This is a genomic window from Thalassolituus sp. LLYu03 (assembly GCF_050507655.1).
Classification (GTDB): domain Bacteria; phylum Pseudomonadota; class Gammaproteobacteria; order Pseudomonadales; family Oceanobacteraceae; genus Venatoribacter.
The window spans coordinates 2077484-2100156 of the sequence record NZ_CP191496.1 but is presented as its reverse complement, the minus strand read 5'-3'; the positions used below and the strand labels follow the sequence as shown (position 1 = coordinate 2100156).

The 22673-nt window shown below is 57.9% G+C and carries 20 protein-coding genes; 9 read left to right on the top strand and 11 right to left on the bottom strand.

All coding sequences use genetic code 11. The features are described 5' to 3' along the window. Positions 1–61 precede the first annotated feature (61 nt). Positions 62–2056 carry a methyl-accepting chemotaxis protein gene (locus tag ACQUQU_RS09565; protein ID WP_430459453.1) on the top strand — a complete coding sequence of 665 codons (1995 nt, stop codon included), beginning with the start codon at positions 62–64 and terminating at the stop codon, positions 2054–2056. Here ACQUQU_RS09565 and ACQUQU_RS09560 read toward each other — a convergent pair. The 7 genes from ACQUQU_RS09560 to ACQUQU_RS09530 all read right to left on the bottom strand — a co-directional run bounded on the left by ACQUQU_RS09560 (position 2053) and on the right by ACQUQU_RS09530 (position 10111). Continuing rightward, entirely contained in the window at positions 2053–2718 is a 666-nt protein-coding gene (locus tag ACQUQU_RS09560) for an alpha/beta hydrolase (protein ID WP_430459452.1), read from the bottom strand. The genes ACQUQU_RS09565 and ACQUQU_RS09560 overlap by 4 nt on opposite strands. A gap of 43 nt (positions 2719–2761) precedes the next feature. Then, positions 2762–3514 carry an SDR family NAD(P)-dependent oxidoreductase gene (locus ACQUQU_RS09555; RefSeq protein ID WP_430459451.1) on the bottom strand — a complete coding sequence of 251 codons (753 nt, stop codon included), beginning with the start codon at positions 3512–3514 and terminating at the stop codon, positions 2762–2764. Positions 3515–3517: 3 nt separating this feature from the next. Further along, positions 3518–4699 carry a DUF819 family protein gene (locus ACQUQU_RS09550; protein ID WP_430459450.1) on the bottom strand — a complete coding sequence of 394 codons (1182 nt, stop codon included), beginning with the start codon at positions 4697–4699 and terminating at the stop codon, positions 3518–3520. Between the two features lie 29 nt (positions 4700–4728). Beyond that, positions 4729–5988 (bottom strand): DSD1 family PLP-dependent enzyme, encoded by a 1260-nt coding sequence (locus ACQUQU_RS09545; protein WP_430459449.1) that lies wholly within the window; start codon positions 5986–5988, stop codon positions 4729–4731. 190 nt (positions 5989–6178) lie between these two features. Beyond that, positions 6179–7444, bottom strand: a complete 1266-nt coding sequence (locus ACQUQU_RS09540; protein ID WP_430463032.1) for an inorganic phosphate transporter — start codon at positions 7442–7444, stop codon at positions 6179–6181. A gap of 136 nt (positions 7445–7580) precedes the next feature. Then, positions 7581–9875 (bottom strand): Fe(2+) transporter permease subunit FeoB, encoded by a 2295-nt coding sequence (feoB, locus tag ACQUQU_RS09535; RefSeq protein WP_430459448.1) that lies wholly within the window; start codon positions 9873–9875, stop codon positions 7581–7583. Further along, positions 9872–10111: a FeoA family protein gene (locus tag ACQUQU_RS09530; protein ID WP_430459447.1), complete on the bottom strand. Its 240-nt coding sequence runs from the start codon at positions 10109–10111 to the stop codon at positions 9872–9874. Before ACQUQU_RS09530 ends, feoB begins: the two co-directional genes overlap by 4 nt. Positions 10112–10520: 409 nt before the next feature. Here ACQUQU_RS09530 and ACQUQU_RS09525 point away from each other — a divergent pair, with 409 nt between their 5' ends. Beyond that, complete coding sequence (locus ACQUQU_RS09525; protein ID WP_430459446.1) at positions 10521–10994, top strand: hypothetical protein; 474 nt, start codon at positions 10521–10523, stop codon at positions 10992–10994. A gap of 128 nt (positions 10995–11122) precedes the next feature. Here the strand turns inward: ACQUQU_RS09525 and ACQUQU_RS09520 are convergent, their stop codons facing one another. Further along, a complete protein-coding gene (locus ACQUQU_RS09520; RefSeq protein ID WP_430459445.1) occupies positions 11123–13051 on the bottom strand; it encodes a VacB/RNase II family 3'-5' exoribonuclease in 1929 nt (642 codons plus the stop codon). Positions 13052–13318: 267 nt separating this feature from the next. Here ACQUQU_RS09520 and ACQUQU_RS09515 point away from each other — a divergent pair, with 267 nt between their 5' ends. Then, positions 13319–15124, top strand: coding sequence for an alkaline phosphatase D family protein (locus ACQUQU_RS09515; protein WP_430459444.1), 1806 nt, complete (start codon positions 13319–13321; stop codon positions 15122–15124). A 113-nt stretch (positions 15125–15237) separates the two neighbouring features. On the opposite strand, the gene ACQUQU_RS09510 is transcribed toward ACQUQU_RS09515, so the two are convergent. Together ACQUQU_RS09510 and ACQUQU_RS09505 are read right to left on the bottom strand one after the other, a co-directional pair. After that, complete coding sequence (locus ACQUQU_RS09510) at positions 15238–15882, bottom strand: class I SAM-dependent methyltransferase (RefSeq protein ID WP_430459443.1); 645 nt, start codon at positions 15880–15882, stop codon at positions 15238–15240. Positions 15883–15897: 15 nt separating this feature from the next. After that, entirely contained in the window at positions 15898–16665 is a 768-nt protein-coding gene (locus ACQUQU_RS09505) for an MBL fold metallo-hydrolase (RefSeq protein WP_430459442.1), read from the bottom strand. Between the two features lie 53 nt (positions 16666–16718). Between ACQUQU_RS09505 and msrA the strand changes: the two genes are divergently transcribed. Beyond that, positions 16719–17339 carry a peptide-methionine (S)-S-oxide reductase MsrA gene (gene msrA, locus ACQUQU_RS09500; RefSeq protein WP_430459441.1) on the top strand — a complete coding sequence of 207 codons (621 nt, stop codon included), beginning with the start codon at positions 16719–16721 and terminating at the stop codon, positions 17337–17339. A 93-nt stretch (positions 17340–17432) separates the two neighbouring features. Next, positions 17433–18170, top strand: coding sequence for a ParA family protein (locus ACQUQU_RS09495; protein ID WP_430459440.1), 738 nt, complete (start codon positions 17433–17435; stop codon positions 18168–18170). Here the strand turns inward: ACQUQU_RS09495 and ACQUQU_RS09490 are convergent. Further along, on the bottom strand, positions 18145–18525 hold the full coding sequence (locus ACQUQU_RS09490; RefSeq protein ID WP_430459439.1) for a hypothetical protein: 381 nt from the start codon (positions 18523–18525) through the stop codon (positions 18145–18147). The two genes, ACQUQU_RS09495 and ACQUQU_RS09490, sit on opposite strands and share 26 nt — an antisense overlap. A 99-nt stretch (positions 18526–18624) precedes the next feature. Between ACQUQU_RS09490 and ACQUQU_RS09485 the strand changes: the two genes are divergently transcribed. From ACQUQU_RS09485 to ACQUQU_RS09470, 4 genes are all read left to right on the top strand, one after another. Continuing rightward, positions 18625–19407 carry a TatD family hydrolase gene (locus tag ACQUQU_RS09485; RefSeq protein WP_430459438.1) on the top strand — a complete coding sequence of 261 codons (783 nt, stop codon included), beginning with the start codon at positions 18625–18627 and terminating at the stop codon, positions 19405–19407. A gap of 125 nt (positions 19408–19532) precedes the next feature. After that, a complete protein-coding gene (locus ACQUQU_RS09480; protein ID WP_430462996.1) occupies positions 19533–20876 on the top strand; it encodes a DUF1329 domain-containing protein in 1344 nt (447 codons plus the stop codon). A gap of 64 nt (positions 20877–20940) precedes the next feature. Then, positions 20941–22017, top strand: coding sequence for a murein transglycosylase domain-containing protein (locus ACQUQU_RS09475; protein WP_430462995.1), 1077 nt, complete (start codon positions 20941–20943; stop codon positions 22015–22017). After that, a complete protein-coding gene (locus ACQUQU_RS09470; RefSeq protein ID WP_430462994.1) occupies positions 22004–22669 on the top strand; it encodes a class I SAM-dependent methyltransferase in 666 nt (221 codons plus the stop codon). The genes ACQUQU_RS09475 and ACQUQU_RS09470 overlap by 14 nt, the downstream gene beginning before the upstream one ends. The last annotated feature ends 4 nt before the right edge of the window (positions 22670–22673 follow it).

The window sequence follows — 22673 nt, the reverse complement described above, 5'->3', positions numbered from 1 at the left end:
ATTTTCAGGTGATCAGCAAATGATCAGCTAGGATTAATCCTATGGTCACAGGGAGGCAGCCATGAATCTGCTCAAATCCATCAGCGTCAAACGCAAACTTCTTCTGCTGACAGCCTTGCCCCTACTGCTGGTGCTGTATCTGGCGTTCAACACGCTGAGTAATATCAACCACCATAAAAATGAATTACTGAATGTTCAGCAGCTGGTGGAAATCACGGCGCTGAACAGCCAGCTCGCCCACGAAATGCAGAAAGAACGGGGTATGTCGGCAGGCTTTCTGGGCAGTAAAGGCGCTAAATTCGGCGATGCCTTGCCGGCTCAGCGCAAACTTACCGACACCGCGCGCGAACGCTGGCAGGCCGGGGTGGTGTCCAGCCCAGAGCTGGCCCGTTTTCCGACCGTTGCGGATACCGTCAGAACCATAGCCGAGCGTATGCAGAAACTGAACGATTTGCGTGCGTCAGTGAGTGCCCAAACGGTGCCACTGGCGGATGTACTGGCCTATTACACGGGCACCATCGATTATCTGCTGCGGGTGCCATCACGCGCTGTTGTGTACACCAATGACGGTGATCTGGTGCGCCATCTGCAGGCGTATTACAGCTTTTTGCAGGGCAAAGAGCGCGCCGGTATTGAGCGGGCGGTGCTCAGCAGTGTGTTTGGTACGGATGCGTTTGCCCCCGGTTTATTCGCCCGCTTTGTCCGTCTGGTGTCTGAGCAGGATGCGCATTTTCAGTCCTTTACCCGCTTCGCTGAAAAGAAAGCGAATGACGATTATCAGGTCTTTCTCAACAGCGAGCCGTCCCGCAAGGTGCAGGCGATGCGTGACATTGCCATGACCCGCGACAGCGGCTTTGCCACCGATCCGGCGGTCTGGTTCGGCGCCGCCACTGAGCGCATCAACGGCCTGAAAAAACTCGAAGACGAACAGGTCGATGAGATCCGCACTCTGGTGTCGGCCCGCATCGGTGCCATGCAGTCGGCATTCTGGAGCGGTCTGCTGGCCACGGCGGCGGTGCTGCTGGTGTCGTTCTGGCTGGTGAGCATGCTGTCGCTCTGGTTATACCGGCAGATTCGCGCATTGCACGGCGGTCTGGCGGCCGCCGGACGCGATCTGGAGCTGCACCACCGCATCGAGGTATTACTCGACGATGAGCTGGGCGAAACCGCGAAGGTGGCCAACGCCATGTTCGAGCGGATTGAAGATATGGTGAATCAGATTCGCGCGATTTCGCAGCAGCTGACGCTGATCTCGATGCAGAATCACGTCACCATTTCGCTCAGCACCAAAGGCATGAATCTGCAACAGGCCGAAACCGGCAAAGTCGTCACGGCGGTCGGTCAGCAGGAAATTGCCACGCAGGAAATTGCCGGCAGCATGCAGCGCGTGGCCGATCAGACCGAATCAGCGAATCAGGTAACCAACGACAGCGGCAAAGCGGTGCAACGCAGCGTCAGCGTGATCCGTCAGCTGGATGAAAAAATGGAGCAGGTCGCTTCGGTGATTAAAGATTTGTACAACAGCAGCGACGCCATTGGCGGCGTGTTGTCGGTCATCAAAAACATTGCCGAGCAAACCAATTTGCTGGCCCTGAATGCGGCCATTGAAGCGGCTCGCGCCGGTGAGCAGGGGCGGGGCTTTGCGGTGGTGGCCGATGAAGTACGCACACTGGCGCAGAAGACTCAGGACTCCACCGCCGAAATCGAATCCATCGTCGGCCGTTTTCAGCAGGAATCGAAACGCGCCTTTGATGCGGTCGAATACTCGCAGAAAGCGGTGACCGAAACCGTCGGGCTGGCCGACAGTCTGGGCTCAGAGCTGACCCGTATCGACGACGCGATCCGCATTATCCGCGATATGACCGATCAGGTGGCCGCCGCGGCCGAAGAGCACGTGGCTACCAGCAAGGAAGTGTCGGGTTCTATCCGCAGCATCTACAAAATTGCCGAGCACACGGTGGCGACCTCTAACTTTATGGCCAAGACCGCCAAAGAACAGCGGGAGCTGGCCGGACGGCTCGGGTCTCTCGCCGCCCAGTTTGCGACGTCAGACTAGGCAAATACCTGGCTGAGGAACTGGCCGATGGCGGCCATTTCTTCAGCAATCACCTCGTGATCCATCGCAAATTCATGCCATTCAGGCTTAAGCCCCAGAGCATTCAACGCTTCCACACTGCGGCTGCCCAGCGCCATCGGCACTACGCCGTCGTGGCGGCCATGGGCAAAAAATACCGGTAATCCGCTGTTTTCGTGCGCCAGTGCCAGAGGCTGCGCCAGATAAGTCGACAGACAAATCAGGCCGGCCAGCGGCTGCCTGAAGGTGAGGGCGCTTTGCAGTGCCACGGCACCGCCCTGGGAAAAACCGGCAATCACAATACGGTCGGCTGCAATGCCCTCGCGGATCAGACCGTCGGCCAGCTGCTGAACCCGCGCGGCCGAGCGCAGCAGATGCTCACCATTAATCACCCGCTCCGGACGGGCGGCGACTATGTCGTACCAGCAGGGCATGCTCATGCCGCCATTGATGGTCACCGCACGATCCGGTGCCTGCGGAAAAATCCCCTTCATACGGATGCCCAGTTGTTGGCTCAGCCAGGCAAACACAGGCACAAAATCGTCGGCACCAGCGCCCAGTCCGTGCAGCCAGATCATGGCGTATTGCGGGTTTCCAGCGGTCAGTTCGATGCGGTCGTCAAAATCGGTGCGGGTCAGGTTCATGAGGGCAGGCGCTGCAAAAGGAATTGAACGGGGCGCCAGTATATTACATTGCCCGGCGCAACAGACGGGTCGTCAGCCCTTTGGGCAGAATGCGCGCTATGTGAATCAGCAGGCTCAGTGGGCCGGGGAACAGTACATCATTGCGCCGGCTGTGCAGGGCCTTGAACAGGTAATGCGCGCCTTTTTCTTCGCTGATGGAAAACGGTGCGGCCATGTCATAGCCGTCCACCCGGGCGGTACGTACGAAGCCCGGATACACCGACATAAAACGCAGCCCTTCGCCGGCCAGCTCGACACGACAGCTGTCCATCAGCAAACGCGCAGCGCCTTTGGCAGCGCTGTATGGCCCTTGCAGTGGCAGGCCAAGAAATCCGGCCAGCGAATTGGTATGGGCAATCAACCCCTGACCGCGGGCGCGCATCACGCGGATCAGCGGTGGCAGAAAATTCACCAGCGTCAGGTAATTGAGATCAAAGGTGGCGCGGATGTCCGCCACGCTGCAGTCGGCCATGCGTTGCTCCGGACCGGCGCCGACATTGATCAGGGCTGTATCTATGTGGCCGAAGTGCTGCAGGGCTTGAGTAACGCAGCGCTCGGCATCTGCTGGTAGTTGGGCGTCACCAACAATCGTCAGGCTCTCGCCACCGATAGCCCGGATGTCGTCCGCCAGTTCGGTTAATTCCTGTTCGCGGCGGGCAAACAGCACCAGCCGATGGCCTTCCGCTGCGAGCTTAAGGGCGAGTGCCCGGCCCATGCCCGAGGATGCGCCGGCGATGAGTATGACCTGAGGTTTCACCGCTCAGGCGCCCAGCCACCAACGGCTGAAGAAGGCGACGCCAATGCCCAGATAATTACCCACGATGTAACCGATAATGGCGGCCGCAAAGCCCGGCAGAATGATCTCACGGTTTTTCAGGGCGCCGGCAATCACCGGAATAAAAGGCACCGACATAATCGCCGCCGACGAGGTGATCAGGAAGGTATCGGTGTCGATTTTCAGCAGTTTGCACAGCAGTGCCTGCAACACCAGAGAGCCCAGCAGAATCAGGCCAATGTAGGCGAACAGGGCGTAATTCAGATGGGTCAGAATGCCGCTGTCGGTCATGGCGCCTGTGGTGAAACAGAACACCAGAATCAGGTACATACCGAGCTGGAAAGTACCCGGCAGATTACGCACGGCCGGTACAAAGGAGGCGAGTACACCGAGCGTGGTGATGCTGATGATGGTCACCGCCGATGACATGCTGCCCGGCACCAGCTTGGACAGGCCCACCGACACGCCCACAATCAGCCCCGACAGCAGCAGTGCCAGCAGGGCGCGCACGAACACCGGCGGGCGGGCCAGAATGCGATAGGCATTGGCGGTTTCGTCGGCCAGATGCCCGAATTTCTCTTCTTCGTTGTGGTAAGCGTGTTCGCCGCGGCTTTCAAACGGGCGCAGCAGGCGGCTGAAAATCGGCTTGGCCAGCGTCATGACGAACAACAGGTACAGCGCCGACAGCAGAATGTCGTAGGTGATCATGGTGGTGAACAGGGTGTCATCGGCTTCAATGGCGGTTTTGATGGCGGCCATGTTCGGGCCGCCACCTGTGTAGGCGCCCACCGACATGCCGGCAATCTGCCACACCTGCGGCAGTGAATCGGCGAAGGCGATGGCGCCTGCCGCACTCACCACAATCACCGACAGCAGGGCCAGGCCCATGGCTTTCATGGTGTTGCCGGCCATGCTCAGCGAGGCTTTTACATCAATCGAGAACACCAGCAGCGGCAGCGCCAGAGCAATCGACACTTCCGACAGCGTTGACTGCAGACCACTGAGCTCTGACGAGCCGGGAATAAAATCGCGCAGGGCGGACAGGGCAATACCGCAGATAAACGACAGCACCACCACCCCGATTTTATCCAGCAGGCGGATGCGCTGGCTGAGAACAATCAGGACGGCCGGGAATACAACGAACAGAATCAGGGCTGCAAGGGTCATGGAGGCTACTCAGAAATCGTCAGCAAAACTCAGGAATTGGCTACGTGATAGGAAGGCGCCGGCGTTGCCGCGCTGGCCTCAAAATCGGACGGATAACTGAATACCGGCCACCAGTCGGTGATGCGTCCCTGGTCGTAAACGGCGATGTTGCCGAACTGCAGGAAGACAGACTCACTCTGGCTGGGGCGGAAGAACAGGTAATCGTCGGTGCCGAGTTTGCTGGCGGCGGGCAGCTCGTACAGTTCCTGATTGCTGGAGTGACCCAGAATCGCGGCGCGTTTGCTGTCTTCCGGATAGCAGGGCTGCGACAGCCAGTTACCACCGTAAATAAACGCAGCCTTGTGCGGCAGACGACCGAGCATGCGTAAAAAGCCCGACAGGCGCGGTGCCATTGGCAGTTCCGGATTGGTCACCACCTTCAGAATCGGCGCGGCAATAAAGGCCGCCGGCTGATGGTGGTCGAGGGTAAACACGTCAAAGTCGGTCGGTTTTACCAGTGCTGAGGCGGTGGCCAGCTCATTCACCACGTGCAGGTTGTCACCGTCGTACAAGGGGTAAGTGGAACTGCCGCCGGTGTTGAGGCACAGGCCTTCCATGGCGTCGTTGCCCAGTGTGTCGCGGATCAGGCCGACACAGCGGTCGTAGGTATTCTGGGCCTGCTCGAAGGCTTTCTCATGACCGCCGAACAGATCCGGAATCTTGCTGATGTGCGCTTCATAGCCCATCAGACCCGACAGGCTCAGCCACGGGCTGGCTTCAATCGCCTTCAGGGTTTGTACGAAGGTATCGTCCGGATGGAAGCCGCCACGGTGCAGGCCAATGTCGATTTCAAGATTAATGCGCATGCGCACGTTCAGGCTCTGCGCCAGCGTGTCGTACTGCTTCAGCCGTTCAGGTGTATCAATCAGCCACTGCAGTTGCAGCTCCGGAGCGAAACAGCAGCTGGTGGTCTGCGTGGCATGCCACTGATAAAAACGGCGGGCGGCGGTTACTGGCATCGGTTTGCCAAGCAGAATATCGGCGGCGGGAATGTTCTCCACCAGATGCATCAGAAACGGCAGGTGAAAGCTCATCAGGCGCTGAGTACCGGTGCGGCGCATGATGTATTGCAGCAGCGGAATGGACGGCAGTGACTTGGCGACGATGCGGTAGTCGAACCCACGGTTAAGGACATTAATCAGCTGATCGATGTTGCGGTCGAGCCGCTCTTTGTCGATGACCAGCGTCGGCGTGCAGATACTGGCCTGCTGCAAAGCCGTCGACAGATTTCGGAAATAGAGTTCGTTCATGGGTTGTTCCGCAATGAGCATGGCGCTGGATTTATCGTTCTTGTTATACGGTGGTACGTTTGTACCACAAAACAGGCCGGGGTGCCACGGCCGGCAATTTGGCCATTGTTGGCCGTAATGCAGGCATAAAAAAAGCGCCCAAAGGCGCTTTTTTCGGTTCTTGCTGACTTTCGTCTCTGCTCAGGCCGTTTTACAACCAGATTGCGCGGAAGATGAAGAAGAACACAATCGACAACAGGGCACCGGCCGGCAGGGTCACCAGCCAGGAGATGAAGATGGAGCCGATTTTGCGGTAGTTCAGGGAGTCGGCGCCCATGGCAATACCGATACCCAGAATCGCACCCACCAGAACGTGGGTCGTGGAGATTGGCAGACCGGTACCGGACGCCACCACCACGGTGGTCGCAGCGGCCAGCGTTGCCGCAAAACCACGGCTAGGGGTCAGTTCGGTAATGCCGCTGCCCACGGTAGCGATTACACGGTGGCCGAAGGTCACCAGACCCACCACGATGCCCACAGCGCCAACCAGCAGCACCCACATAGGCACCGCAGACTTGGCCACGATTTCACCGGAGTGGCTGACCACGCCGTACACCGCCGCCACCGGACCGATGGCGTTGGCCACGTCGTTGGAGCCGTGGGCGAAGGCCATGGCACAGGCGGTGAATACCATCAGTACGGAGAACACTTTCTCAACGTTGGCGTAGTGCACTTCTTCGCTGACTTCAGGGTCGGCGTGAATGCGGCTGATGAACAGGCGGCCAATGATCATGACACCCACACCGATGGCCAGCGAAATCCAGGCGGCATCTACAAAGCTCAGCTTCAGACCCAGGTGGGTCAGGCCTTTGAGCAGGGTCACCATGGAAATCACAAAGCCGACCAGCAGAATGTAGAAAGGCACCAGACGCTTGGACTGGGCGAACGGGTCTTTGGTGTCGTGAATGAAGTGCTGAATGGTTTTGTACAGCAGGAACGAAATGGTACCGGCCACCACAGGTGATACCACCCAGCTGGCGGCGATGTTGCCCACTTTCGGCCAGTTCACCGCGTCCATAGACACACCGATGGCGGCGAAGCCAACGATGGCGCCCACAATGGAGTGGGTGGTGGACACCGGCCAGCCGGAGTAGGAAGCAATCAGCAGCCAGGTGCCGGCGGCCAGCAGTGACGCCAGCATGCCGAATACCAGCAGCTCAGGATGACCTTCCATCACCATAGGATCGATGATCCCTTTACGGATGGTTTCGGTCACTTCGCCACCGGCAAAGAATGCCCCGGCGAACTCAAAAATAATGGCAATGATCACGGCCTGACGGATCGTGATGGCTTTGGAGCCTACGGAAGTACCCATGGCGTTGGCAACGTCATTGGCACCGATTCCCCAGGCCATAAAGGCTCCGAAGATGCAGGCCAGGATAATAAATAACTGCCCCTGGTCGGCTATAAGTTCCATCATGAACTCCTCGAGAAAAAAGCGCGCGCATTCTAACTCAGCGGACAAACCCTGCCTAGAAATTGTTGCGGCGGGCCGGGGCTGATTACTTGGCTAATGTGACAACGAAAAACCCCGCCTAAGGCGGGGTTCAGAATCAGAGCTGGGTAATGGGGATCAGGCGCTGGTCGCGGCGCTGACCGTAACGCCGCATCTGCCACAGACTGCCGGCAATAAAGGCGATGCAGCCGGCAATCCAGCAGGCGGAACTCAGCGGGTGCACGGCAAAGCTGCCGAGCTGATACACAATCACCGCACTGGTGTAAGCCAGGCCCGTGCTCCAGCCGGCGACAAACAGCATCCAGCGCAGGCCGGCTTCGCGCACCATGGCACCCAGAGTGGCCACGCATGGGGTGTAAAGCAGAACAAACACCAGATAAGAAAAGGCCGCCAGCTGACTGCCGAACAGAATCGACATGCTGGTGAAGGTGCCGCTGTGTACGCCTTGTTCTTCGCCCTGGTCGGCGCTGATCAGACTCAGGCCCAGCGGGTCGAGCAGGGTGTCGGCCAGACCGCTCAGGTTATCCGGAATGGTCTGCAGGGCTTCGAGCAGACCGTCGGTCAGTGAATACTCACCGGCGTCGCTTTCTTCCGGGCTATACAGGGCGTCGAGGGTGCCGACCACGGCTTCTTTGGCGAAGATGCCGGTGATGATGCCCACGGTGGCCGGCCAGTTATTTTCCTGAACGCCCAGCGGAGTCAGTACCGGTGTGGCGAAGCTCGCTACGCGGGACAGAACTGAGTTCGATTTGTTCTCGTTACCGAACGAGCCGTCGGTGCCGATGGAATTGAGGAAGCTCAGGATCACCACCACAGTCACGATGGTTTTACCGGCGCGCATGCAGAACGACTTCAGACGTTCCCAGGTTTTGATCAGGATGCCTTTCACCGTCGGGATGTGGTACGCCGGCAGCTCCATCACAAACGGGGTCAGGTCTGGCTTGAACAGGGTGTTCTTCAGGGCGATACCGGTCAGCAGCGCCATAACAATACCCAGCACATACAGGCTGAACACGATCAGGGCGCCGTTTTCGGTAAAGAAGGCCGCCGCAAACAGGGCGTACACCGACAGGCGCGCACCGCAGGACATAAACGGCGCCATGGCGATGGTAAGCAGGCGGTCTTTTTCGGTGTCCATGGTACGGGCAGCCATGACTGCCGGTACGTTACAGCCGAAACCTACGATCAGGGGCACGAAGGATTTGCCCGGCAGACCCACGGCCCGCATCAGGCGGTCCATAACAAAGGCGGCGCGGGCCATGTAACCCGAATCTTCAATGATCGACAGGAACAGATACAGGCCGCCGATCACGGGAATAAAGGTTGCAACCAGCTGAATACCGCCGCCGAGGCCGTCGGCCAGCAGGGTGGTCAGCCAGGCCGGTGTACCGAATTGCTCCAGCACATAACGGCTGCCGTCAACAAACACAGTGGCGAAGGCGATATCGAAGAAGTCGATGAAGGCGCCACCGATGTTGATGGCGAACATGAACATCAGGTACATCACGCCGAAGAAGAACGGAATACCGAGCCAGCGGTTCAGCACCCAGGCGTCGATTTTCTCGCTCAGCGTGGTGCCCTTGCTGTTGATGGTCAGCGCTTCCTGCAGCACATGCGCGATGGAGCGGTAGCGGTTGTTGGCGATCAGCACGTCCATCGGCTGTTCCTGAGCGGCTTCCAGTCCGGCACGCAGGCGCTGGGCCAGGCTCAGCACTTCGGCGCGCAGGCTTTCCGGCAGAATGGCCTCAGCGTACAGATCGTTTTCCAGAACGCGGGTGGCGCTCCAGAACGGGTTTTCTACGGCGCCCTGCAACTTCTCTTTCAGCTGTTGCACCGCCGATTCCAGTCCGTCGTCGAGACGCAGCATTGGCGTGGCGACGGTGGCGTGATCCAGATAATGGCCCATCACCCGGCACAGTTCTTCAATGCCGCGACCGGTAGAGGCCACAATCGGCACCACAGGCACACCGAGCTTTTGCGACAGAATCTGGGTGTCGACGTGAATGCCTTCACGTTCGGCCACGTCGAGCATGTTCACCGCACAGATCACCGGCACGCCCATGTCGAGCAGCTGCGAGGTGAGGAACAGGTTACGTTCCAGATTGCTGGCGTCGAGGATGTTAATAATGATCTGGGCTTCGCCGCTTAACGCGAACTCACGGGCGATTTTCTCGTCGGTCGACAGCTCGTCGTCGTGGCTGTCGAGGGCGTAGGTGCCGGGCAGGTCGACCAGCTTGTGGGTCACACCGCGCAGTGTCAGGTTGCCTTCTTTGCGCTCAACGGTCACACCTGGCCAGTTGCCGACTTTCTGTTTGGCGCCGGTCAGGGCGTTGAACAGGGTGGTTTTGCCGCAGTTCGGGTTACCGATAACGCCAATAACGGTCGGTTTCATTCAATCACCTCTACCTGAATGATCGATGCTTCGGCCTTACGCAGACTGATGGAGGCGCCGCGCAGCTGAATCTGCATCGGGTCGCCCATCGGGGCAAAACGGCGGACTTCGACCTGCGCACCGGGCATCACACCCAGCGCCAGCAGTTTGCGGCGGAAGTTGGTTTCAGTTGCGGTAAAGCCAGTGATGCGGGCATGGGCACCGATAGCGAGCTGGTCCAGAGTCTGAGAGGTCATACGGATCCGGCGGGAGGATGAAAAATAGAAGGCAGATGGTAATGTTTATCATTTGTTAGCACAAGACGGCCTGACACTTTCCATGATCTGTGTGCGGGTCCCGCCGGTTGTATTGATTATCCGATCATCAGCAACAGTCTTATCGGATACTGAGACGAATATCGCCGTTATACGATATCTTTATTTAAATAACCTGAACGTCATATTGTTTTAGCGCCGCTGCCGTCGCTATAATCGCGTCACTCTTACCAGACCCCGATATGTTTTATGATGCGCTGAGCATTTTTTGAGCATATCGGAATCCGGCTTTTATATTCCTGTCGTCACCCGTGCGGACTGCTTATATTCACAGCGGGCTTTATCGGAATGACGGGCATATCCGTTCATATCACGCATACAGAGGTAACACGTGAGCGTATTCGATCTCGATATTGATAAGCAGATTAAAGAACATCAGAAAAAAATTCAGGAACTGGAAAGCCTGCGCAAATCGCAGGAGAAAAAACTGGAAGGCATTCAGGAGTTTGAAACCGTTATCAAACGTCTGTGCAACCAGAACAGCCTGACCGAAGACGAACTGTACGTATCCCGTTCCGAACACATCGAAGCCTGGATTGTCGCCATGGCGAAACAGGACAACCCGTCTTCTATTTATAACAACCTGAAGAAACACTTCGCCCGTACCGCACCACGCGGCGCCCGTGCAGGTAAGCAGGAAAAAGAGAAAGAATCCTCTCTGCCAAAACCAAAGCTGCCAGTGGGTTCTTACCGCAATCCGGCGACTCAGGAAAAAGTAGAAAAGATCAAACGTAATCCGCGTCAGCTGGATCAGTGGATCGAGCAGCACGGTTTTGCGGTTGTCCGCACCTGGAAGATTGATTAATCCTCCGGCGTTGGCGAATAAAACACCCGGGCGCTAAAACATCTGGGCGCTAAAACATCTGGGCGATCATCGTCAGCACAATAAAAAAGGGAGCCTATGCTCCCTTTTTTATTGTGTGCTGTCTGTGATCAGATCAGCGCAAATTTGGCGGCACGGCCTTTGGCCTGCACATCCTGTACTTTCACTTTCACAGCCTGCCCCAGCATGAACAGACCCTGTTCGCTGCGATGGGTAATGGTCTTGGTTTCAAAGGTCCAGCCGCTGGCCTTACGGCGGTCGATGGTGCCTTCAATACCGGTATTGTCGAGACGCACGGTAAAGGCGCCGGAATTCATATGAATAATGGTGGCGTCGTAGACGGTCTCTTTATCCTGCTGAGCCAGCCATTGCAGCTTCATCCAGGTTTCAGACTGCTGCGCACAGATACGGGCGTTGTTCTGGCCGGCCTGAATGGCCGCCAGCAGGCTGTCGTCCGGTTGCACCGGGCTGTCGTTGTTCAGCAGCGAACGCACGATGCGGTGAATCAGCAGGTCGTTGTATTTACGCAGCGGTGACGTGAAGGTGGTGTAGTACGCGAAGCCCAGACCCATGTGTGGTTTGGCTTCCAGACTCAGGTTGCTGCGCTCCAGCTGACGGCTGACGATGGTGCGCAGCGGCAGTTCGCTGGGGCTGGCATCGGCCTGCTGCATCAGGGATACGTATTCTTCCAGGGTGGCCAGTTCCGGCTTGCGCTCAAGTGGCAGATGCTCTTTCAGCAGGGCGGCGACTTCGCCTTTGCGCTCGGTGCGCACACCGCTGTGTTCAATAAAGAAGCCGCTCTCGCGGGTCGCCAGCCAGGCGGCCACGGCACGGTTGCAGGCCAGCATGGATTCTTCCACCACGCGGTGCGCCTGATTGCGTTCCATACGCACGATGTCGCGTACTTTGCCGTTGTCATCCAGCACCAGTTTGAAGTCCGGGCGGTCGTCCATGATCAGGCAGTGGGTTTTACGCCAGTTGCCCAGCGCGCGGGCGCAGGCATCCAGATGAATCAGCGGGCCGTGCAGCTCGGCGGCCAGATCACCGTGTTCGTCGCCTTCGAGATACGCCGCCACCTGGTTGTAACTCAGCTTGGCGTGGCTTCGGATCAGCGCGTTGTGAATATGGATGTTCTCAATCGCCCCCTGTTCGCTGATGCGCAGTTCCACCACCATCGACAGGCGGTTCTGATCCTGTTGCAGGGAACACAGCTGCTCGGACAGTTCCGGTGGCAGCATAGGGATCATTTCATCCGGGAAATACACGGATGTGGTGCGCTGGGCCGCGGCTTTATCCAGAGCGGAGCCCGGCTGAATCAGGGCGGCCGGGTCGGCGATACCGATCCACAGGTTCCAGCCGTTGCTCAGGGCTTCGGCGTACAGCGCGTCGTCGATGTCACGGGTGCTGGCGGAATCGATGGTCACAAACGGCAGGTGCGTGAGATCGGTGCGGTCTGCGGTCAGGGCATCCAGACCGGCTGCACACAGCGCGGCCACTTCGGCCAGACACTCCTCCGCGAACGCGTCTGTCAGACCCCATTTGCGCTTGATAAAGCGGGTTTCGATGTGCGGCTCATCGCCTTTGCCGATGATTTCATCGAGCTCTGCCTGAGCTTTGCCATGCGGATACGGATGCTGCGCAATGTGCGCCCGCACCAGATCGCCGTCGGCGGCGTTCATGCGCTTGGCTGGCGGTACAAAAATCCAGCGGTTCAGGGTCGGGTGGTCGGCTTCGACGAAATGGCCTTTGCCGCGCACGATGTAGGTACCGAAAAATTCGTTCAGGTCGGTGCTGATCAGTGCCTCGATGATTGCCTGTTCTTTGCCTTCACCGGCTGGCTCCACGCGGAACGCAATGCGATCGCCTGGCAGCACTTTTTCCATTTCTTCCGGCGCAATAAAAAATTGCAGGCCGTCGTCGGTGTTAACAAAGCCAAAGCGGCCGCCCGTGGCACGCACGGTACCCTCGTGACGGGGAACGGCTTTCTGGATTTCCTGTTTCAGGGACTGCAATTGCGAAAGGGCGTTTTTATCAAGCATCCGGAACGGACCTGGCTGATCAGCGTAAGAAAAGGAGACGGAGTTTACTGGATCAGCCAGTTGAGAGCCACTCGCACACAGATTGAGACAGACGTTCTGCTTATGGCCAGGGCGGATTCACCATTCGGGACAAGCGGTTAGCATTTACAGCCAAGCCCCTGTGCGCGCTGGAAAACGTCAGTTTCTTGTAATACTTCTGTCTTAGGTTTGTGGTGGAATCCGCCGAAATAATAAGAATTCTCAAGAATTACTGACAAAGGTGTAATCATGGCTTTTAAAGCTGATGTGAGCAGACGTACGTTTCTGAAGTCTCTGGCCGCTGGTGCCGGAGCAGTATCTGTGCCGGCCGCGCTGACCGGTTGTTTTGGTGATGACGATGAAAATCGTGATCTGACGGTATTTGTATTCGGCCACGGTGTGGCTTCCGGTGACCCGCTGGCGGATCGGGTAATCATCTGGACCCGCGTAACCCCATCGGAAGAAGAAGGCACCGAAGCTCAGGTTGCCTGGGCCGTTGCCACCGATGAAGCGATGGACAATGTGGTGGCCAGTGGCACTGTCTATACCGACAGCAGCCGCGACTTCACCGTGAAAGTGGATGTCACCGGCCTGTCCGCCGACACCACCTACTATTACCAGTTTGCTGGCAAGGACAACGCGGCGTCTGCCGTGGGTCAGACCCGCACCCTGCCGCAGGGCGACGTCAGCAGCGTCAAACTGGCTGTGTGTTCCTGTGCCAACTACCCGGCGGGTATGTTCAACGTGTACCGCGAAATGGCCAACAGCGATGCGCAGGCCGTGGTGCATCTGGGCGACTACATCTATGAGTACGGCGCCAATACCTACCCGACCGCCGATGCTCAGGTGCGTAACCCGGATCCGGAAGTGGAAGTGCTGAATCTCGAGCAGTACCGCGCCCGTTACGCGCAGTACCGCAGCGATGTGGATCTGCAGCTGGTGCACCAGAAAAAGCCATTCATCTGTGTGTGGGATGACCACGAACTGGCCAACGACACCTGGAAAAACGGCGCGCAGAACCACAACGACGGCGAAGGTGAATTTGCCGACCGTAAAGCCGCTGCGATTCAGGCGTATCACGAATGGCTGCCGATCCGTACCGGTTCAGATTCCGCCAAAATCTGGCGTACCTTTGCCTTCGGCAATCTGGTGAATCTGGTGATGATGGACACCCGTATGTACGCCCGTGATGAAGCGCTGTCTTACAGCGATTACATCACCGAAAGCGGCATCGACACCGCCAGCTTCCAGGCGGCTCTGGCCGATACAAGCCGTGGTTTGCTGGGCGCAGAACAGCAGCAGTTTGTGATTGGTTCGATTTTCGACAGCAATGCCACCTGGCAGGTACTGGGTCAGCAGGTGCTGATGGGCCGTATTTTTGTTCCGACCGAACTGCTGGTTGGTCTGGGCGAAATCGAAGCGCTGATTTCAGCCGGCGCTGATGCCTCGACCAAACAAGGTGAAGTAGCGTCCTTGCTGAGCACTCTGGCCACCATTAAAGGCCGTATTCTGGCTGGCGATCCAACCGTGACCAGTGAAGAGAAAGCCCGTGTTGAATCCACAGCGCCATACAATCTGGACGCGTGGGACGGTTACTTCCCGGCCCGTGAAGCGATTCTGCGTCGCGCCCAGTATTTCAACCTGAACCTGGTGGTGCTGGCCGGTGATACGCACAACGCCTGGGCAAGCGATCTGTACGTGGCGGACGATACCGGTGCTGTGCAGCGTGATTCCGGCTCCGTGGGCGTGGAGTTCGCGACCGCGGGCGTGACCTCTCCGGGCTTTGAAAAATACGTTGGCTTTGGCTCGAATACGGCGATGCAGGCCGGTTTCGAAACGGCGGTTACCACGCTGGTGGATGATCTGAAATATCTGAACTCAGCCAACCGTGGTTACATGCTGGTGGAATTCACCGAAGAGGCGTCAACCTGTGAGTGGCGTTTCGTGGATACTATCGAATCCCGTACCTATGCTGAACTGACCTCCGCGACCAAGCGCATGAAAGTGAAGCCAGGCAGCGGTAACCGCACACTGAAAAACGTGAGTCTGGTGTAAATCAGGCCGGCGTCTGTGCAATAAAAAAGGCCGCATGTGCGGCCTTTTTTATTTTCTTTTTCACGATAATTTTTTGTGTTTTAAAGATACCTTTTCGTCAGATACGAACAAGGTCAGGCGCGGTAGAGGCTGACCCGGCGGAATTCATCCAGCTCGTCGAGGTCGGGTACGGTAAAGGATTCGTGCTGGCTGATTTGCTGATACGGCGGGAAATCAAAATTGCGCACGCGGGAATCGGCCACCAAAACTTCGCGGGCTTTTTGGCGGAAAACCTCCAGCAGCGGCAAATTGGCTTTGTCGTACAGCACGTCGGCGGCAATCAGCAGATCGAGATCTTCATCGAAGGCAAACAGATCGCCATGCAGGCGGTAATTCACGTTATTCAGTTCGGCGTTGGCCATACACGAGGCAAGGGCGTCCGGGTCAATGTCACAGGCGATCACTTCCCGTGCGCCGGCCATGACCGCAGCGATGGCGACCACGCCGGAGCCTGCGCCAAAATCCATGACCTTTTTGCCCTTCACCCAATCGGGATTTTCCAGAATCGCTCTGGCCAGTACCTGACCGCTGGCCCAGCAGAATGCCCAGTAGGCCGGGTAACTCTGAATGGCGAGAATTTCGTCCTGTGAAAACGGCCGGCGCATGGCGTTTGGTTCGACCAGCCAGAGTGAAATGGCCGGGCATTGTGGCAGTGGCTGCACACTGACGCTGGCGTCGTGCAGCATGTGGCGGATGGCCTGATTCAGAACCTCAGACACGCGTTGTTCTCCTCATCATGGCTGAGTCGGGTGGCAGACAGAAAAGCATGACAGCGCAAAGCGCTCGCCGGGTGTGGCAACCGTATAGCCCGCGGCGCGCAGGGCATCAGCGGCTTGCTGGTTGGCGTAATGGTACAGCACAAACTGGCGGCGCAGCGGTTCCTGGTAGTCGCGGGCCAGGTCATCGAGCCCGGTGTGCGACGGATTCGGCACCAGACCGCAATCGTGAAAGACGGGTTCCTGACCGCTGAGTTCGTGATGCAGAATTTCCGGAATCGGGCGGGTGTCGCCAGTGTAGAAAAACAGGCCTTTTACCTGCAGGGCAAAGCTGGAACCCGGCGCATGGTGGCGCGTCGGATGCAGGCGGAACTGCAATCCTGCATGAAGAAAAGCGTCACTGACCGGCAGCAACTGGAACGATTGCCAGAAATCATGGCCACCTTCAGCCATGGTGCCCGGATAACTGGCCAGACGCTGGTGCAACAGGCCGATCAGACCGACCGGCACAAACAGGCGAATGGGCGCCTTGCCCGCCAGCCGCGCTCTGACCGTCAGAATTTCCAGATCGCCGATATGATCGATGTGGCCATGCGTGATAAAAATAGCATCAGGCAGGCCGCTGTAATGACGCGCCCAGGCACTCAGGGTGCCGGGACCGCAGTCGATCAGCAATAATGGCTCGCCGGCTTGTTCGAGTACCGCGGCCGAGCACCCCATGCTCAGTTCGCCACCGCTGCCGGTGCCAAGAAAACGCAGGCCATACTGGCCGGAAGTCGGGCTCATGTCGGGCTCTTATTCAGACAAATCTGAGGTGCATTATGTGGCGTCCAAAACTCATGTCCATCCCTTCGCCGGCGGATGCCTTGCCCGGCCGTGATCAGCCCCTGTACGTCACGGCGCCGGATCATTTCGTGAACGGTCACGCCATCACAGGTGAATGCCCCGATGGACTGGAAGAATTGCAGGTCGGTATGGGCTGCTTCTGGGGCGCCGAGCGTAAGTTCTGGGGCGTCGATGGCGTCTATTCCACCAGTGTCGGCTACGGCGCGGGGCATACACCGAATCCGACTTATGAAGAAGTGTGCAGTGGCATGACCGGCCACAATGAGCTGGTGCGCGTCTGGTACGACCCGCTGGTGGTGGGGCTTGAGCAATTGCTGATTGTTTTCTGGGAAAATCACGATCCGACCCAGGGCATGCGTCAGGGCAATGATGTCGGTACCCAATACCGCTCCGGTATTTATCTGAACAGCCCGCGTGAGATGGATATTGCGCTGCAGAGCAAAGCGGCTTATCAGGCGCGGCTGACGGCGGCCGGATACCCGGACATCACCACTGAAATTCTGCGGGCCGGCTTGTTTTATCCGGCGGAGACCTATCACCAGCAATATCTGGCGAAAAATCCGAACGGTTATTGCGGTCTGGGCGGCTGTCCGGTGCCGTTCCGTGCCGGATAAATCGGCCGCAGGGTTTGCAGCGGTTGGGTATAAATGATAAATCCCTTTTCAGGTTGTCCCACCGGATAACCGGAAAAGGCACTAGGGAGTTGTATGCGCGCACTGGCGGTTTATCAGCTGAAGGGCGGCGTGGGGAAAACCACCACAGCGGTGAATCTGGCGGCACTGGCAGCGCGGGATGGTATCCGCACGCTGATCTGGGATCTCGACCCGCAGGGAGCAGCCAGCTGGTTGTTAACCGACGAAAGCGCCCCGGCGCAGGATGGTTTCTGGAAAGACCATCAACCCTTGTCTGACTGCATTCGCCATACGCGTATTCCGAAACTCGACGTGCTGGTGGCGGATCACTCGCTGCGCAAATTTCATCAGCGTCTGGCCAGTAAAAAAGACGCCGAACAACGCATGCGTTCGGCGCTCGATATGCTGGCGGAAACCTATGGTCTGGTGATTCTCGATTGCGCTCCGGTTATGACGCCGCAGATGGAAGGCATTCTGAAAGCCTGTGACCGCATTCTGTTGCCGGTGGAACCATCGGTGTTGTCGATCCGTGCTTATGAACAGATACGTCACGATTTTGATTGGGTGAAGAAAAAACAATGGCTGCCGTTTGTCACCATGATTGACCGGCGCAAGGCCGATCACGTGCGCTGGGTCAACGACGAACTCAAAGCCTATCCGGAATTCCTGCGTACCTTTATTGCCTATTCCGCCAGTGCCGAGCGTATGCTGGTGGAGCGTAATCCGGTGGTAGAGGGGCATCCGGCGGTGCCGCTGGCGCGTAATTACCGCGTGCTGTGGCAGGCGGTTAAGCCTTTGCTGGAGCTGCGTTAATGGTGCGGGTGCGCACTTGTGGATACGCCAGATACACAGACCAGGCAATGGCGGTGGCGTAACACAGATTGGTGGTCAGTTCGCTGTGCGGGTTATTCAGAAACTCGCGTTGAGAAGCCAGACCGCGGATGCGGCTGGCAAGATCCGGGGCAAAGGCCAGATGCTGGTCCCACACTTTCTGATGCAGATACGCATCTATGGGGTAGAGGGCTTCGCTGTTGGTGGCTCTGGGGTTCTGATGATGGAGGCGGGCGATGGCGGCCAGAATATTTTCTGCAGCGTCTGAGTATTTACCCAGATACACGAGCGTCGGACGTATGATGGTTTCCCTTAATTCCCGGCTGGTCAGCTCCATTGAGCCTCATCCCTGTCGCAGTTCCCTATACACTCAAGCAGATTACGCCCGCCTTCGCCAAGGACCGAATGAATTTAATTTGCCGAAAGCGTGCACAACATGAATGACGCTCCCCATAGCTGGTTCGACAGCCACTGCCATTTCGATTTTGAGGCGTTTGCCCCCGACCGTGAACAGGTGTGGGAGTGTGCGTCGGGTGCAGGCGTTGCAGGTTTGCTGATTCCGGGCGTGACTGCGCGGCAGAATGCCCGGTTGCCAGATTTCTGTGCCGGTCGTCCCTGGTGGTTCGGGCTGGGGTTACACCCGTATTTTTTGAGTGAACATCAGCCCACCGATCTTGAATGGCTGGATCAGACGCTGGCGTCGTCTGCGGCGGTTGCGGTGGGGGAAATCGGTCTCGACCGGGTGCTGGCCACCGATCACGACCTGCTCGAAGCGCAATGGTTCTGGTTCCGTGAACAGGTGGCGCTGGCGCAGCGGCACAACAAACCACTGATTCTGCACATCCGCGGTATGCACGACGAGGCTGTCGCCTACCTGCGCCGGGTGCACTTCAGCGGCGGCGGTCTGGTGCACGCGTTCAGTGGCAGTGAGCAGCAGGGCTGGCGCTGGCGCGAGCTGGGCTTTGCCCTCGGCGTTGGCGGTGCCATGACCCACGCGCGGGCGACCCGTTTGCGCACCACCCTCAGACGTCTGCCGCTGGATTGTCTGCTGCTGGAAACCGACAGTCCGGACATGGTGCCGGCCTGGTGGGGCAGTGCGCGTAATTCCCCGCAAGCCATTCCACTGCTGGCGGCCTCACTGGCGGCCTTGCATCAGATTAACTTGTCAGAGCTGTCTGATCTGCTGGGCCGCAACCGCCAGCGCTTCCTGGGTGTCTGAAAAAACCAGTATCACACTTTCGGCGGATTGCCCCGGCTTTTTGTGTTGATTTGTAACATCCCGTTGCTATGGGCCGGGCCCGTCAGTAGCCTGCCGGCCGCTGAATTTTCTTTAACGGTGATGTGATGAAAACTCTCTTAGTGCTTGGCGCCGCGTTGTCGCTGGCGCTGCCGGTTCAGGCGGCTATCAGTGCCAAAGAAGCCGAACGTCTGGGCAAAGATCTGACTCCGGTGGGCGCAGAGAAACTGGGCAACGGCCGCGACATTCCGGCCTGGACCGGCGGTCTGAAACAGGATACCTCGCATGTGCCGGGCGCCTTCCATAAAGATCCGTTCGCGGGCGACAAGCGCGTGATGCGCATTGATGCGTCCAATATGGAACAGCACAAAGAGCGTCTGACTGAAGGCCAGATGGAAATGCTGAAGCGTTTCCCTGACTACTACTTCGACATCTACCCGACTCACCGTTCTGCGTCTTACCCGCAATATGTGTACGACGCCATCAAAACCAATGCGACCCGCGCCGGCCTGATGAAGTACGGCGCCGGTGTGACCGGTGCGACCATGTCGTCGCCGTTCCCGATTCCGGAAAACGGTCTGGAAGTGCTGTGGAACCACACCCTGCGTTTCCGTGGCCACTCCATGACCTACACCGCGGTGGCCTCGTCTGTGACCGAAGGCGGTCAGCGTATGGATGCCCTGCGTGATTACGAATACTTCTTCCAGTACAGCGTACCGGGCGCCCAGCCTGAAGATCTGGACAACAAGATCTTCTTCCTGAAGCGTAAAACGCTGGCGCCGGCACAGATGGCCGGTTCCATTACTCTGGTGCACGAAACCCTGGATCAGGTGCGCTCTCCGCGTAAATCCTGGATCTACGTACCGGGTCAGCGCCGCCTGCGCCGCACCCCGGATCTGGCGTACGATACCGCCGACATTAACACCAACTCCATCCGTACCGTGGATCAGGTAGATATGTTCAACGGCGCGCCGGATTACTACGAGTGGGAACTGAAAGGTAAGCGTGAAGTGTACATTCCGTACAACGCCTACCGTGTGCATCAGGGCGACCTGAAAGTGGACGACATCCTCAAGGCGCGTCACATTAACCCGGAATACCTGCGCTACGAAGCGCACCGCGTATGGGTGGTGGAAGCCAAACTGCGTGTGGGTTACAGCCACCGTTACTCCACCCGTCGTTACTACGTGGATGAAGATTCCTGGTCCATTATTTACGCCGAAGAATACGATGCTGACGGCAAACTGTGGCAGGTAACGGAAGCGCACACCGTGAACTTCTTCGAAAACCCGCTGGTGTACACCACGCTGGAAGTAACCTACGACATGGAAAGCGGCCGTTATTTCGCCGAAGGTCTGGATAACGAGCGTGGCTCGACGCTGAACTTCAGCAATCAGCTGAACGCCGACGATTTCTCTCCGAACGCCATCCGTCGTGAGGCGGTTCGCTGAGGCTGACTCGACCGGCTCATCCCGATACACTGGCGGCACTTATGGCCGCCAGTGTTGTTTTTACGTGTTTGTTTTTTTTCGTTGTCTGTCCACGCTGATGCTGGCCGGTGTTCTTGCCCCGGTTGCGCTGCAGGCTGCCGAGCTGCCAGAGAATTTTGCCGAGCTGTCGGATGACGTGCAGGCGGTGATTCTCGAATACACCTTCTTTTCTGAAAAAGCCAATCAGGTCTGGGGTGACGATTACGAAGAAGCCTCGGTGCGCACCTTCGTAAAATACCTCGACGATTATCACACCCGGGTGCATATCGATTTTGAGCGCGGCAAAATCCGCGTTGAAAGCGAGCGCAGTAAAACCCCGCTGAAAGAATTGAGTCAGGCGATTGTCGCCACGCTGCTGACGCCGGCAGATCCGGGGGTGGTCGATCTGTATACGGCCGCGGATATGGGCATCACCGGCAAGCCGTTTCTGGCCGGGCAGGTGCTGGATCAGGATGGAAAAAGCATTGAAAGCCAGTGGCGTGCCGAACGTTTTGCAGGCTTCCTGCTCGAGAAAAAGCTGAATCACCGCGGTGCCCGTTATTGGGTGGATATTCCGATGAGCAGTGCCTACCGACAGACCGGCGCGTCGAATTACCGCGCACTGGCGATGCGCTCGTCTCAGCGTTATCACGTGCCCGTGTCGCTGATCATGGCGGTGATGGAAACCGAATCCAGCTTTAACCCGTTTGCGGTGTCTCACGCCGGTGCCTACGGCCTGATGCAGGTCATGCGGGCGACGGCAGGGCGTGATGTGTATCAGCGTATTTATGGCCGCAACGATTCTCCGGACCATAAATACCTGCTGAATCCGGCCAATAATGTGGATGCCGGAACGGCGTATTTATCGATTCTGCGTGACGTGTATCTGCGCGATGTGCAGGGCACACTGAAACAGGAATATTGCATGATTGCCGCCTACAACGGCGGTGCCGGTAATTTGCTGAAGGCGTTTCATTCCGACCGTAAAAAAGCGGTCGAGCGCATTAATCAGATGTCCGCCGCCGATGTGTACCGCACCATAGTGCGCCAGCACCCGAAAGACGAATCCCGCCGTTATCTGCAGAAAGTGACTGAATTCAGGAAACGTTATGCCAGCTGGTAATCACTTACCTCAGAGTCTGCAGCAGGCCTTGCTGCTGCCCGGTGCGCAACTGCAGGCGGTTACGCTGAGCGAATCGGATTTGCGGCTGTGGCTGATGCAGCTGGAAAACCCGGAGGTTGAGCTCGGTTTCCGCGACATTGAACGTCTGTGGCAGGCATTGCCTTACTGGGCCTTTGCCTGGGCCGGTGGTCAGGCGCTGGCGGCCTGGATTCGCCGGAATCCGCAAGCCGTGGCCGGTAAACGGGTGCTCGATTTTGGCTGTGGTTCCGGCATTGCCGGTATTGCCGCCGGCCTGGCAGGGGCCCGCGAAGTCTGGATGGCCGACCTCGACAGCAACGCCCTGACCGCCGCCTGCGAAAATGCCCGGCTTAATGGCATCGACGTGCAGTGTGTCGAAGGCGACTGGCCGGAGGTGGATGTGCTGCTGGCTGCGGACGTGTTGTACGACATCAGTTCCAGCGCCGATTTACGCACGCTGATGATGCAAATTCCGCAGTGGTTGCTGGCCGAAACCCGCTTTGTTGCCCCGGATTTTGTCGACCTTGAATGTCTGGGCACTGATACCTGGGCCACACTGCCGCGTATCGGCGATTTCGACGAGGCTGTTGAGGTGGAGATTTATTGCCGCGCCGGACAATCCCCGCTAGTGTAGGCGC